The sequence below is a fragment of the Algoriphagus sp. SE2 genome (assembly GCF_039563885.1).
Lineage (GTDB): Bacteria > Bacteroidota > Bacteroidia > Cytophagales > Cyclobacteriaceae > Algoriphagus.
Genome location: NZ_JBCLWJ010000012.1, coordinates 115,739 through 128,780, shown reverse-complemented (window position 1 = coordinate 128,780; position 13,042 = coordinate 115,739). Strand labels below are relative to the sequence as shown.

The 13,042-nt window shown below is 38.6% G+C and carries 13 protein-coding genes; 7 read left to right on the top strand and 6 right to left on the bottom strand.

Annotation, left to right across the window (positions count from 1 at the left end):
* The first annotated feature begins 29 nt into the window (after positions 1 to 29).
* The 6 genes from AAGF08_RS14660 to AAGF08_RS14635 all read left to right on the top strand — a co-directional run bounded on the left by AAGF08_RS14660 (position 30) and on the right by AAGF08_RS14635 (position 5,352).
* On the top strand, positions 30 to 977 hold the full coding sequence (locus AAGF08_RS14660) for a TIM barrel protein (protein ID WP_343512005.1): 948 nt from the start codon (positions 30 to 32) through the stop codon (positions 975 to 977).
* Positions 978 to 1,034: 57 nt separating this feature from the next.
* Positions 1,035 to 1,397, top strand: a complete 363-nt coding sequence (locus AAGF08_RS14655) for a VOC family protein (RefSeq protein WP_343512004.1) — start codon at positions 1,035 to 1,037, stop codon at positions 1,395 to 1,397.
* 56 nt (positions 1,398 to 1,453) lie between these two features.
* Entirely contained in the window at positions 1,454 to 1,843 is a 390-nt protein-coding gene (locus AAGF08_RS14650) for a VOC family protein (RefSeq protein WP_343512003.1), read from the top strand.
* A gap of 65 nt (positions 1,844 to 1,908) precedes the next feature.
* Complete coding sequence (locus AAGF08_RS14645; protein ID WP_343512001.1) at positions 1,909 to 3,336, top strand: trypsin-like peptidase domain-containing protein; 1,428 nt, start codon at positions 1,909 to 1,911, stop codon at positions 3,334 to 3,336.
* Positions 3,337 to 3,382: 46 nt separating this feature from the next.
* A complete protein-coding gene (locus AAGF08_RS14640) occupies positions 3,383 to 5,080 on the top strand; it encodes an amidohydrolase (RefSeq protein WP_343512000.1) in 1,698 nt (565 codons plus the stop codon).
* An 11-nt stretch (positions 5,081 to 5,091) separates the two neighbouring features.
* Positions 5,092 to 5,352 (top strand): VF530 family protein, encoded by a 261-nt coding sequence (locus tag AAGF08_RS14635; RefSeq protein ID WP_343511999.1) that lies wholly within the window; start codon positions 5,092 to 5,094, stop codon positions 5,350 to 5,352.
* Between the two features lie 67 nt (positions 5,353 to 5,419).
* Here AAGF08_RS14635 and dnaN read toward each other — a convergent pair whose 3' ends face one another.
* The 6 genes from dnaN to AAGF08_RS14605 form a co-directional block, all read right to left on the bottom strand.
* Complete coding sequence (gene dnaN, locus AAGF08_RS14630; RefSeq protein ID WP_343511998.1) at positions 5,420 to 6,544, bottom strand: DNA polymerase III subunit beta; 1,125 nt, start codon at positions 6,542 to 6,544, stop codon at positions 5,420 to 5,422.
* Positions 6,545 to 6,664: 120 nt separating this feature from the next.
* Positions 6,665 to 8,353, bottom strand: coding sequence for a gliding motility-associated ABC transporter substrate-binding protein GldG (gene gldG / locus AAGF08_RS14625; protein WP_343511997.1), 1,689 nt, complete (start codon positions 8,351 to 8,353; stop codon positions 6,665 to 6,667).
* The gene (gene gldF, locus AAGF08_RS14620) at positions 8,350 to 9,069 is read right to left on the bottom strand and encodes a gliding motility-associated ABC transporter permease subunit GldF (RefSeq protein WP_343511996.1); all 720 of its coding nucleotides are present in this window, start codon (positions 9,067 to 9,069) and stop codon (positions 8,350 to 8,352) included. The genes gldG and gldF overlap by 4 nt, the downstream gene beginning before the upstream one ends.
* Positions 9,066 to 9,971 (bottom strand): gliding motility-associated ABC transporter ATP-binding subunit GldA, encoded by a 906-nt coding sequence (gene gldA, locus AAGF08_RS14615; protein ID WP_343511995.1) that lies wholly within the window; start codon positions 9,969 to 9,971, stop codon positions 9,066 to 9,068. Before gldA ends, gldF begins: the two co-directional genes overlap by 4 nt.
* Before the next feature lie 133 nt (positions 9,972 to 10,104).
* Positions 10,105 to 10,629 (bottom strand): redoxin domain-containing protein, encoded by a 525-nt coding sequence (locus tag AAGF08_RS14610; protein ID WP_343511993.1) that lies wholly within the window; start codon positions 10,627 to 10,629, stop codon positions 10,105 to 10,107.
* Between the two features lie 180 nt (positions 10,630 to 10,809).
* Positions 10,810 to 11,508 (bottom strand): SDR family NAD(P)-dependent oxidoreductase, encoded by a 699-nt coding sequence (locus AAGF08_RS14605; RefSeq protein WP_343511992.1) that lies wholly within the window; start codon positions 11,506 to 11,508, stop codon positions 10,810 to 10,812.
* Between the two features lie 142 nt (positions 11,509 to 11,650).
* On the opposite strand from AAGF08_RS14605, the gene AAGF08_RS14600 reads away from it, so the two are divergent.
* Positions 11,651 to 12,934, top strand: a complete 1,284-nt coding sequence (locus tag AAGF08_RS14600; RefSeq protein WP_343511991.1) for an amidohydrolase — start codon at positions 11,651 to 11,653, stop codon at positions 12,932 to 12,934.
* The last annotated feature ends 108 nt before the right edge of the window (positions 12,935 to 13,042 follow it).

The window sequence follows — 13,042 nt, the reverse complement described above, 5'->3', positions numbered from 1 at the left end:
ATTTTTTGTCCACTCAAAATATCAACCATATGAAAAATAGAAGAGAGTTTTTAAAAAAAGCAGGATTGGCCACTGCAGCATTTGGAATAGGCTTACCCCAAATGAGCTTTACCCCAAAAAAAGCTGACCCACTTTACAAAATATCGCTTGCAGAATGGTCTTTAAATAAAGCGCTTTTTGCTGGAAAAATTGACCATCTTGATTTTCCAATTTTGGCAAAACAACATGATATTGAGGCTGTAGAATATGTGAATCAGTTCTTTAAAGATAAAGCAAAAGATATGGCATACCTACGGGAAATGAAGACACGCGCAGAAGGAGAAGGTGTAACCTCGGTGCTCATCATGTGTGATGGGGAAGGAATGTTAGGAGCTGCCACTCCAGAAGGAAGAAAGCAGACGGTAGAAAACCATAAAAAATGGGTTGAGGCTGCGAAATTTCTAGGTTGCCATGCTATTCGTGTCAATGCTTATTCTGCAGTTCAATGGAGCACAAACCCAGCTGACGCAAAAACTGCCAAAGATATAACCAGTTCAGGACTGAGACAACTTTGTGAATTTGCAGATGATTTCGACATCAATGTTATTATTGAAAATCATGGAGGCTTTTCAAGTGATGCGAAATGGCTTGCGGAGATGATCCAACAAACTGAGCATCCGAGAGCTGGAACATTACCCGATTTTGGAAACTTTAGAATCGCCAATGAAAATGACAAAAATATTTCTTACGATTCATACAGAGGGGTTGATGAATTGATGCCCTATGCAAAAGGAGTTAGCTTAAAGCCAAAAGTATGGGACGATCAAGGTAGAGAGCATCCGCTTGACTATACTAGAATGATGAAAATAGTTTTAGCACATGACTTTCATGGCTACGTTGGAATTGAACATGGGGAAGAAGGAAGAGAATGGGAAAGCATTTTCGAGATCAAAAGGGATTTGGAGGACGTAAGAAGAACCCTTGAAGCAGAAGGTTAAAATTTTTATTCAAAGGATTCAGTAAAATACACTGAATCCTTTTTTTAAGCCCAGAAAATGAAAACAGAATTTTTGTCAACCGTTCCCGTATTGCCATCGAATGATATTGAAAGAGATTTGAATTGGTACGAAGAGAAACTAGGCTTTAAGAAAATTTTTGGAGATTCTATGTATGTTGGAATTCATTTGAAGAATGTTTGGCTTCATCTTCAATGGCACGCGGATACTCCCGAAGACCCACTACTAGGTGGTTCCGTGGCTAAAATCTTCGTAAAAAACATAGATCCCTATTTTAATAAGTTAGTTGCCAAAGGGGTTGTTCCAAAAGATAAATTAAGAAAAAACACTCCATGGGGCACTCATGAATTTGGGCTTTATGATCTGAATAACAATGCCATCTTTTTTGTAGAGGACCTATAGGAAAGTGGACTAAGTTTAGTAAATATTAATTGAAATTAATTTCTTCTTACCTATTCATGAATCAACAATTAGGTCAGCTTTCCCTTCTCGTTAGAGATTACGACGAGGCAATAAACTACTATACTAGAACACTCGGCTTTGAACTTTTAGAGGACACCCAACTTTCAGAAACGAAACGCTGGGTACGGGTTTCTCCTCATGGCTCCTCTTGTCATTTGCTGTTGGCTAAAGCAATTGGTGATACCCAAATCAAGCAGATTGGACACCAAGCTGGAGGTAGAGTTTTCTTATTTTTGTACACCGATGACTTTTACCGGGATTATGAGAACTACAGTTCAAAAGGAGTGGAATTTATACGGGAACCAGCTAAGGAGAACTATGGTATTGTCTCTGTATTCAAAGATTTGTATGGAAATTTATGGGATTTGATCCAGCCAAGTGAGTAGGGAATTTTATTAACTAGAATTGATAAATAATTTGTCATTTGAAGTATCTCCTTGATTAAAAAATCATGTCAAAAACTAAACATAAACTTTCAGATATCGCGCGACAAATGATGAGTGGTGTCGTGCAGATCCATGTTGAGGGTTACATTGAGGAAGATATTCAATCTGTATTAAATCCTTCGATCAAGATCCCGGGTACCTGGTCAGGCTCTGGATTCTTTGTGAAATATAAAAATCTTAAAGGCTATATAGTAACTAATGGACATGTGGCCAGAAATGCCGTAAAAGTTGAAATCAGCTCCATGCTGACCAGCGAGGAACGGTTCGAAGCAGAAGTTATAGGGCTTGTTAAACAGTTGGAACCTGATGTTGCCCTTATTAAAATAAAAGAGGATGAGCTTATCCGGTTTAATAAAACTGCCATTCAACCTATAGAGTACTTAGAATTACGAGAAGGAACTGGTCCTTCAAGAGGCGAAGCGATCAAAGCTATTGGATACCCAATGGGAATGATTGAACCCAATATTACCGGTGGTGAGATTACTAACTTTATTTCGGGTTCCGAATACACCACCGAAAGATTTGTTACGAATGCCGCAATCAATCCAGGAAATTCAGGAGGTCCAAGCATAAGCGAAGATGGAAAAGTAGTTGGCTTGAATACGGCAGTGATGATTGATGCAGAAAACATTGGCTTTATTACACCCTCCAGTTTTGTAAAGATAATCATCAAAAACCTACTCCTTCAAAACGAGCCTCACTTTGCAGCTATTGGAGGTAAATTACAGAAAAACGCAAATAACTTTAACCCCTTGCTAAAACAGTCACAAGCTAAGGGAGTGATCGTCTCAAAGGTGATTGTAAAAGGATTCCTTGACGCTGCTAAAATTCAACCGCGCGATGTAATCCTTTCCATAAATAAAGTCGAATTTGATCGTCATGGCATTGTGATAGGCAAAGAAGGTCTTTATAGACATAAAAACATCTACGATGTCATGAAATTAGTTCCCATAGGCGAGGAAGCAGAAATCACTTTTTTAAGAAACGGTGAGGTAAAAAAAACCAAAGCTCTAGCTATGCGCAATCCTGAAAAGGGAATTATTTCCAACCCGATCTTAAATGAAAGAACATATCTTGAAGCATTTGGAATGATTATTCAACCCTTGAGTATTGAGATAATCCAAGCAATTCAAGAGGTTGACCCTTCTGCACAAATAGAACTTATTCAAATGATAGATCAGGATAAACCAATGTTAGTTGTTACCCATATCTATCTTGGGACACAAGCGGATGAAATCGAGTGGCCTCTTGGTGAACTAATCATAAAAGCGAATAATAAAGAAATTCATACGATTGGAGAGTTGCAAAAAATAATCAGTAATAACAAAAATGGCACGGTACTATTAGAATGCAGGAGTGGGACTATTGGCTATTTTAAAGTAAACCAACCGACTAATTCACATCTAGATGTTCCTAGGGAAAAGAAAGAATGATAATCTTTATCTTTATAAAAAATAATCTCTAGTTAAAGTCAATTTTATGAAAAATTTAACTGTTGTTTTTTTTCTTCTTATCCTTTTTTTTGCTTGTAGTCAAAAAGAAGAGAGCGGGCCAATTGCCACTATGTACTTTGGAGGTGATATCATCACTATGGAAGGGGATGAATCTTTTTATGCTGAAGCCTTGGTAGAAAAAGATGGGAAAATCATCTTTGTCGGAGCTTTGGATATGGCAATGGAAATTGCTGGCAAAGGACATCAGATGAAAAATTTGGATGGAAAAACCTTGGTACCTGGATTTATTGATGGCCATGCACACTTTGGTGGATTCGGAGCACAAGCTGTCGCTGCCAATTTACTTGCAAGCCCAGACGGGGAGGTTAATTCAATCCCGGAGTTAATTGAAGAACTAAAGTCATGGTATTCTGAAAATGGAACAGATAAAACTCAGGGCTGGATTGTAGGGTTAGGATTTGATGATGCGGTTTTGGCTGAGAATCGCTTTCCTACCAAGGAGGACTTGGATCAGGTTTCTACTGAACTTCCGATTTGTATTATTCATATCTCAGGGCACTTTGCAGTCATGAACTCAAAGGGCCTCGAAATGAGTAATGTTACCGCTGAATCGAAAGATCCTGCTGGTGGAGTCATTCGAAGGGTTTCAGGTACGCAAGAACCAAATGGTGTTTTAGAAGAATTGGCTGCTATTCCGTTATTTGTGCCAATTCTTGGTCCTTCTGACCCCGAACTTGCATTTTATTACCTCGACAAATCTCAAGAAATGGCTGCCAAGTTTGGCTACACGACTGCTCAAGAAGGCCGAGCAATGGGCAATCATGAATTGATGGCAAGTTATGCCGAGCAAGGTAAATTTTACCTTGATGTAGTTTCATACATTGATTATACTGCTCCTCAGTATTTTGACAGTAAATGGTATGGAAAAGACTACATAAATCGCTATCGAATCGGTGGAATAAAAATGACCTTGGATGGTTCTCCACAAGGAAGAACCGCCTGGAGAACAGAACCTTACTTAATCCCTCCAGATGGTCAAAGTAAAGAATACAAAGGTTATCCCGCAATTGCTGAAGATTCAGAAGTTCAGCGAATTGTCAATATGGCTTTTGAGAATAATTGGCAGCTACTCAGCCATGCAAATGGTGATGCTGCAATTGACCAATTGATTCGTACACTTCGGCCTGCGATCGAAAAATATGGTAATGAGGATCGCCGTAATGTACTTATTCATGGTCAATACATCCGAATGGACCAGCTAGACAGTCTTGCAGATATGGATGTGATCGCCTCTTTATTCCCCATGCATACCTTTTATTGGGGGGATTGGCATCGTCAGATAATAGGCAAAGAAAAAGCTGATCGGATTTCCCCGATACGTTCAGCATTAAATCGAGGAATGAAAGTCACTTCACACACAGATGCTCCCGTAGCTTTACCTAATTTAATGATGATTTTATGGACTACAGTCAACCGGGTTTCGAGAAGTGGCGAAATTATCGGAGCTGAAGAAAGGTTGACTCCCTATGAGGCTTTAAAATCGGTTACGATCTGGGGAGCCTACCAGCATTTTGAGGAGGATAGAAAAGGTAGTCTCGTAGAAGGAAAATTAGCAGACCTTGTGATATTAGACCAGAATCCTTTAAAGGTTGATCCAATGACTTTAAAAGACATCCAAGTCCTGGAAACTATCAAAGAAGGAAAGACTATTTTTAAGAAATAATTTGATAAAATATGTCTGAAAACCATATCCCTAAAGATCAACCAAACAACCCGCTTCATGGAGTGAAATTAGCGGATATGGTTTCTCATTTAGTTGAATTCTATGGATGGCAGGAACTGGGTGAAAGAATAACAATTCGGTGCTTTACTCATGATCCATCAATCAACTCCAGTTTAAAGTTTCTGAGAAAAACTCCTTGGGCTAGAGAGCGAGTGGAAGGTTTGTATTTGAAGTCGCTTCGTGACGCGAAGAAAAAAGAAAATCTACAATAGAATTTGAAAAAAATAAAAAAAGCCCGAAGGATTCTCCGGGCTTTTCGTTTTATGGAATTGTGGTTGTTTATACGTAATTATTAAGCATCACCGGCATTACTAGCATCAGGATGTCTTCGTTTTCGTCTTGCTCAGCTGGGACGATAAGTCCAGCTCTATTTGGAGCAGAGAACTTCAATGTTACTTCCTTGCAAGAAAGGTTATTCAACATTTCAACCAAAAATTTTGCATTGAACCCAATTTCAATATCTTCTCCATCATGCTCGCAAGACAATCTTTCGTTGGCTTCATTTGAGAAATCAAGATCCTCAGCAGAAATCATTAACTCGCTTCCAGTCAATTTTAGTCTTACTTGATGGGTAGTTTTATTGGCATAAATGGCGATACGTCTCAATGAACTCAAGAGCTCAGATCGATCAATTGTCATCAGATTTGGATTTTCAGAAGGAATCACATTTTCATAATCCGGGAAACGCTCATCAATCAATCGACAGATCATTTTTATACTGTTGAATTTGAAATATGCATTTGATTGATTGAATTCTACTGAAACAGGGACATTTTCAGAAGGTAAAGTAGATTTCAACAAGTTCAATGCTTTGCGTGGAATGATTAAGCTAGCTGCATCTGATGAAGCAACATCAACTCTTCTATAACGAACCAAACGATGACCATCAGTAGCTACAAATGTGGTATTCGTTGGGCTAAGGTTAATATAGACTCCTGTCATTGCTGGTCTCAATTCGTCAGAACTAGTAGCGAAAATAGTATTGGAAACTGCACTTGCCAGGACCTCTGTAGACATATCCACCGTTGTTGCGTTGCTTACAGAAGGGATTTTTGGAAAATCCGTTGCATTCTCACCAGCTAATCTATACCTACCATTATCTGAACTTATTTCCACCGCATAGGTATCGTGATCAATACTAAATGTCACCGGCTGTTCCGGTAAATTCTTTAACGTGTCAATCAGGATACGTGCAGGAACAGCAATATTTCCATCTTCCTTGGCCTCCACTCCGATTTCGGTAATCATCGAAGTCTGAAGATCCGAAGCTGTGATGGTCAAAACACTGTCTTTTATCTCAAAAAGGAAGTTTTCCAAAATGGGAACAACAGGGTTTGTAGTTACCACACCGTTGATCGCTGAAAGCTGCTTGAGTAAGGCAGAAGAGGAAACAATAAATTTCATATCGTAGGGCTTATTAATTTAAATTCTAGCAATGAGGGTAAATTTATAAATAAAATTGATTCTGAACCGACCCGAATCACAAAGACTCGAAATTATTATGAAGAAATTGTACTTTTTTATCTACTTTATTTTTCTGGAATATTTTTGAGTTCGGATCCACCACACAAACGAACCTGTCAAAAGTAAAATAATTATCGGTACCAATACATTTACAAATTGCCAAAAAGTCTTCTGTTGAGCTACTTTCACCTTGTTTAGAGGTCTAATCTGAAATGTCCTGGTTCTCGATGCAATGATACCATCTGGGTCGACTAGATATTGGACCATGTTTCTTAATAAAAGTTTATTGGCAAATATGAATTGACTAAAAGGATCCTCTCCCAAAGGCAAAGGACTTCCATCTTGTAAACTTCTTTGACTTTGAAATACATCTCCATCGCCAAAAACCACTACTTTCCCGCTTCCAGATTCTTTAAAATCAGCTTTTGAAAAACCCTCTGGCAAAAACCGATTTTTAAACAAAGAAGTAAATTCTCCTTCGAGCAAATATGCCAACGGTAGATTTTTCATTGAAAATGCCTCAATGGGCGGTTCTTGCTCCATATCACTAAAAGCTACTCTTACTGGTGCTGTTAAAATCCGGGAATTATCAGATGAAAAAATCAGGGGAGTCTTTTTTACTCCTTCTGCAAGTACAGTATCCAGACTGCTCGCAAAGCGATAATAAACCACATCCAACCCCTTCGTGATCGGGTGATCTTTCATTATCCCCGCCTGAATATAAAATGGCCAAGGCAAAGGAACCATTTGATCTTGATTCCCAAAATTCCCAGCCATCACGGGAAAATATCCAAAATTCAAATCCTGAATCAAGTCCTTATTTACCCGAATTCCATACTTAAATAAAAGATTTTCTAGTCCCGAATCCACAGGCATTGCAAAGGTCCCATCACCTCCCGCCTGAGATATATCTACTGCGACACCATCTACCATCACCACCAGGTTTCCCCCATTCATGACATACTGATCTATTAAATAAATCTCTCTATCCGAATAGATTTCTCTTGGCCCTTCGATAAAAATAATCTTAAAATTTGCCAAGTCAGTTGGGCTTTGGGCCTGTTCCAAAGGGACCTTAAATAATTCAAACTGTCCATCCAATGCCTCAACCAAACCAAAACCTTCATCTTCGGACATTTCTCCATGACCCATAATCATCGCAATAGCGGACTCCTCTGGGCTTACCAGTTTTTTGATGGCATTACTTAATTCAAACTCCAAATTCTCAATGGATTGGTTCAAAATTTCATCAGGTCCCATTCCTCTCTCGCCTTTGAGTATCAAAGCTCCCGTCTCAAACTCTTCATTGCTTACCAATATCCCAGGAAAAATAAGTTGGGCCTGCTGCCCTGTGTTTTGACTAACATAAAGATTGGTTGGGTTTATTCCATACTCTGTTAAAGACCCAATAAATGCCTCTTGCTCGGTTTGTGCTACACTTAATGGATCGAAATAAGAATATGTTATTTTCTCTGGACTATAGGCATTAAAAGTTCTAACTGTTTCTTCAATGGACTTTTGCAATCTTCGCATCCCACCAGGGAGATTATCCCCAACTAATAAAATATCGACATGAATAGGCTCTGTCAATTGCGACAACACTTCTTCAGTTGCCGGATGTAAAGAGTATCTTTTTTCCTCAGTTAGATCGATCCGAAAATTGATTAGTTGCGAAAGAAGCGCAAACAGAATTACTCCTCCTATTAGGATTAACCAAGGCTTTGAATTATTTAGTGCTGACTTTTTCATTTATTCTTCAAAGTCAAAATGCTCAAACCCAAAAACAGCCAGATCATTCCCATCATAAAAAAGACATCTCTAGAATCTACCACTCCCCTGCTAAGATTGATGTAATGATAACTAAGGCTTAACTCCTCCACCCAATAGGCAAAATCACCTACTTGAAGATCAGCCAATGCCGAAAAACCAAAGTACAGCACAAAGCATAAAAATACCCCTAGCACGAAGGCCAATACTTGCTGGGAAGTCAAAGAGCTTGCAAATAAACCAACCGCTGCGAAAACAGCTCCTATCATCAAGAGACCGATCCAAGAACCAAAAAAACCAGCTTGGTCTAGGTTTCCAACAGGATCTCCTAACTGAATGATACTAAAGAAATAAAGTAAAGTAGGTATGACGGCCAAAACCACTAAAAAAAGTAAGGCAAGGTATTTTGCTCCAATTATCTGAAATAAAGAAAGCGGAGAGGTTCGGAGTAATTCCCAAGTCCCCGTTTTTCTTTCATCCGCAATAGAGCGCATAGCCAAAGCAGGGACTAAAAATGTAAACACATAAGGTGTGTAAGTAAACAATGCCTCTAAATCAGCATAACCATATTCAAGAACACTACTTTCCGGGAATACCCAAACAATCAAACCTATTGCCACTAAAAACAAAGCCAATACTAGATAGCCCAAAAGGCTTCCAAAAAATGCGTTTATTTCTTTGAGAAAAAGGCTTTTCATCGGGTGATTTCTCTGAAAATTTGTTCCAAATTCTTTTTATTTTGATTCAAGCTGATCAAGTTCAGACTTTTTTCCTGCACAATTTTCATAACGCCCTTTCGAGCTTCAGTTGCATCTTTGCAAGAAATTATAAGTAATTTTTCAGCTTTATTGCCAAAGGAAACCTCTCCGATTTTTTCAAACCATTCTATCTCGAGACCTTCCTCTGTCTCAAGCTCTAGTTGCACCTCTGAAGTTCCCGATTTTAAGTTCTCAAGTGAATCAGCGGCAAGAATTTTTCCTTTGTTAATAATGACCACATCATGACAGATTGCCTCCACCTCTTGCATAATATGGGTGGATAGAATCAGAGTTTTATTCCTGGCAATTTCAGAAATTAAGTTTCGGATTTCTACCAATTGATTAGGGTCCAGTCCGGTAGTTGGCTCATCCAGAATGATGAGTTGAGGATCATGAATCAAGGCTTTTGCCAATCCGACTCGTTGCCTATATCCTTTTGAAAGCTGCCCAATTTTTTTGTGTTGCTCAGGGTTTAAGCCTGTTTTCAGAAGCAATTCTTTGATCCTTTCTTCTCTTTTCCTACCATTCAAACCGTACATGCCTGCAGAAAAGTCCAAAAACTCTCTCACATACATATCTAAATATAATGGGTTATTTTCCGGTAAATACCCAATCAGTGGACTTACCTCTTTTGGATTGCTTAACGCATCTTTCCCCAAAACAGAAACAGCTCCTTCATCTGCCTGAATAAATCCGGTAATGATTTTCATTGCCGTAGATTTTCCTGCCCCGTTGGGACCTAAAAATCCCAAAATTCTTCCTGGAACGGCCCTAAAAGACACCTGATCCAGTGCTTTTTGAGACCCATATAGTTTGGTAAGGTGGGATACTTCTAAGGACATTATGATTTATTAATCAATCAAAAGTAGGGAAGAAATAAAATCCCTATACTTTAAGCATCAAGTGGTAAATTTATTAACAGGAATCAAGAATTGTTCAAAAAGAATGAACTTAACGCACTAAGTATTTTGATTCTTATTTTCCTTTTGCCAACTGCTCTATTAACAAATCGATTTCTGTAATCCCAACATATTCCGCTACCAACTGCTTTTTTGAATCGTAACAAAAAATTGAGGGGACACTTCGAATTTGGAAATAACTGGCAACCTTCATTTCGGTATCAAGCAGAAAGTGCACAAAGCTTTTGTCTTTAATGCCAAGACTGTTTGCAAACCCAATCATCTCCTCTACTGGCTGAACAGTAGTAAGAATGATATTGTAGTTCTTGAATTCATCAATTCTTTTAGAAAGTGATCCAAGTTCTTCTTGGCATAAATGACAAGTAGAATTAAAATAAATGAAGAGTGTGGGCTTATTTTCAGCTAACTCATGAATAGAATTTGGTTTCCCATTCATATCACTCAAGGTGTAATCAGGAAGAACTCTTGGAGCAGGTTGATTCGACTCATTAGTCAAATTATCTTTTTGAGAAGAAACCGCTAAATAAGCTGTGCTTCCTAAAAGAACCGTAAACAAAATAATCAAATATATTTTATTCATAACAGTTGTCACTTTAAGAATGAAATTCAAATTAAACACTTAACTCGCTCAAAACAATAATAAAGATATTAAGAGGTCCTCATATACTTTGAAATTAAACAGCAAGTATATATAAAAACACCTGTGGAGCTCTGTTTATTTTGCATCACAGGTGTTTTAGATATCTATTTTTTAGGATTTTTATTTCTTTCCCTTTGGTCTTAAAGGCCGACATTCTACATCTGCTACAAAATAATTGGGATGTGTTTCCAAAGTTTGCACAATAGTAGTAGCCACATCTAGAGGTCGCATCATGTTTTCATGAGCGTCAACTCCAGGAATTTCATCGAAGAAATTAGTCTGTATCGATCCTGGGTAAATCGTGGAAACTTTAATCCCAAAATCTCGAAGTTCCATGTAAAGAGAATGCGAAATACCCCTAACAGCATGCTTGGTACCCACATATCCCGCAAACTTATTTACGCCGTTTAATCCCGCAATAGATGCTACATTTAAAATATGTCCTTCATCTGCTGCTTTCATTCCTGGAATCAATCGCTTGGTAGTGTAAAAAATCCCATGAACATTGGTGTCAAACATCGCTTTCCAATCTTCAGTTGAAAAAGTCTCTGTATCTCCAGCAACACCAAACCCTGCATTATTCACTAGAATCCTGATGTCCTTGCCTAACTTTTCAACTGTTGCCTGGAAAGCATTTTCAACAGATTCTTCTTTTGCGACATCACAGGTGAAGAAATGAAAATTTTCGTGGGTAAGATCTGGCATATTTCTGCCCCAACCAACCACAATGGTACCTTTTTCCAATAACTGTTTTACAACTTCCAATCCTACTCCTTTGCTTACACCAGTTACAACTGCAATCTTATTTTTCAATTCCATTCTATCTATATTTTACCTATCCTCTTTTAAAGCAATTTTTGGAGAAATAGTTCTTTTGATTCGAGATTATGATGCCATTCATTACAAATAGGCATAAGATTGATCATTTTTATTAATTTGGAGATTACAAAACACCCAACCAATGAAAAAATATCTTCTTCTACTCGCCCTTATCTCGGGTACAACTTTTGGACAATCCTCTTTAAGATCCGAGATTGATAAACAAGCTTCTTCCATAGAATCAAAAGTCATAGAATGGAGGAGAGACATTCATCAAAATCCAGAACTTGGAAATGAGGAATTTCGCACCGCAAAAAAAGTAGCAGATCATTTACGATCCTTAGGAATAGAGGTCACAGAAGGAGTAGCTGTAACTGGTGTCGTAGGAGTTCTTAAAGGCGGAAAACCTGGCCCAACCGTAGCTTTACGGGCTGACATGGATGCATTACCTGTCACTGAGCGAGTAGATTTACCTTTCAAATCTACTGTGACCACCAATTACAACGGACAAGAAACAGGTGTGATGCATGCTTGTGGTCACGACACCCATGTTGCTATTCTAATGGGCGTAGCTGAAGTTTTGGCTGGGATGAAAGATCAGCTTCAGGGAACTGTCAAATTTATTTTCCAACCTGCTGAGGAGGGGGTTTACGATGGAACTACCGCGGGAGCAGAATTAATGGTACAAGAAGGAGTGATGGAAGATGTGGATGCCATTTTTGGTTTGCATATCGGTTCACAAATGGAAGTAGGTAAAATTGGATACCGATCAGGACCTGCACTTGCAGCTGTGGATAATCTTGAAATTACAGTTCATGGTGTTCAAGCACATGGAGCTTCTCCCTGGTCTGGGGTAGATCCCATTGTTACTTCTTCTCAGATTGTGATGGGTCTTCAGACCATTCTTTCCAGAAATGTAAACATTACGCAAAATCCAGCAGTGGTAACTATAGGCGCTATTCATGGTGGAATTCGACATAATATCATCCCGGAAAAAGTAGAAATGATCGGTACTATCCGAACTTTTGGAACAGAACAACAGGATTTGGTTCACAACCGAATTCGAGAAGTAGCTACAAACATTGCTGAAAGCGCAGGAGCTACAGCAGATGTTAAAATAGAAAAGCTTTATCCCTCTACCGTTAATGATCCCGCCCTGACAGCGCAAATGGCGCCTTCTATTTTGGCTGCCGCAGGTGAGGGAAATGTGATAGCAAACCCTCCGATTACAGGAGCTGAAGATTTCAGCTTCTTCCAAATAGAAAAACCAGGTTTATTTATTTCACTAGGAGGAATGAAGAAAGGTGGAGATCCAACAAAGACCCCCTCTCATCATACACCCGATTTCTATATTGATGAAGGTGGATTTGTACTCGGTATGCGTGTAATGAGTTATTTCGTGGTTGATTATATGGGAATGAAATGATTTAGGATATAAGATTGATCCTATTGATAAAATTGATATCAAAGAATGCCTAGATCTAAACCGTATAGGTATTTGTCTGTCTACTCGTTTTAGTCAATTCAAGGAAGA

Coding starts and splice junctions, on each gene's coding strand:
- AAGF08_RS14660 (WP_343512005.1), top strand. CDS start 30: ATGAAAAATAGAAGAGAGTTTTTAAAAAAAGCAGGATTGGCCACTGCA.
- AAGF08_RS14655 (WP_343512004.1), top strand. CDS start 1,035: ATGAAAACAGAATTTTTGTCAACCGTTCCCGTATTGCCATCGAATGAT.
- AAGF08_RS14650 (WP_343512003.1), top strand. CDS start 1,454: ATGAATCAACAATTAGGTCAGCTTTCCCTTCTCGTTAGAGATTACGAC.
- AAGF08_RS14645 (WP_343512001.1), top strand. CDS start 1,909: ATGTCAAAAACTAAACATAAACTTTCAGATATCGCGCGACAAATGATG.
- AAGF08_RS14640 (WP_343512000.1), top strand. CDS start 3,383: ATGAAAAATTTAACTGTTGTTTTTTTTCTTCTTATCCTTTTTTTTGCT.
- AAGF08_RS14635 (WP_343511999.1), top strand. CDS start 5,092: ATGTCTGAAAACCATATCCCTAAAGATCAACCAAACAACCCGCTTCAT.
- dnaN (WP_343511998.1), bottom strand. CDS start 6,544: ATGAAATTTATTGTTTCCTCTTCTGCCTTACTCAAGCAGCTTTCAGCG.
- gldG (WP_343511997.1), bottom strand. CDS start 8,353: ATGAAAAAGTCAGCACTAAATAATTCAAAGCCTTGGTTAATCCTAATA.
- gldF (WP_343511996.1), bottom strand. CDS start 9,069: ATGAAAAGCCTTTTTCTCAAAGAAATAAACGCATTTTTTGGAAGCCTT.
- gldA (WP_343511995.1), bottom strand. CDS start 9,971: ATGTCCTTAGAAGTATCCCACCTTACCAAACTATATGGGTCTCAAAAA.
- AAGF08_RS14610 (WP_343511993.1), bottom strand. CDS start 10,629: ATGAATAAAATATATTTGATTATTTTGTTTACGGTTCTTTTAGGAAGC.
- AAGF08_RS14605 (WP_343511992.1), bottom strand. CDS start 11,508: ATGGAATTGAAAAATAAGATTGCAGTTGTAACTGGTGTAAGCAAAGGA.
- AAGF08_RS14600 (WP_343511991.1), top strand. CDS start 11,651: ATGAAAAAATATCTTCTTCTACTCGCCCTTATCTCGGGTACAACTTTT.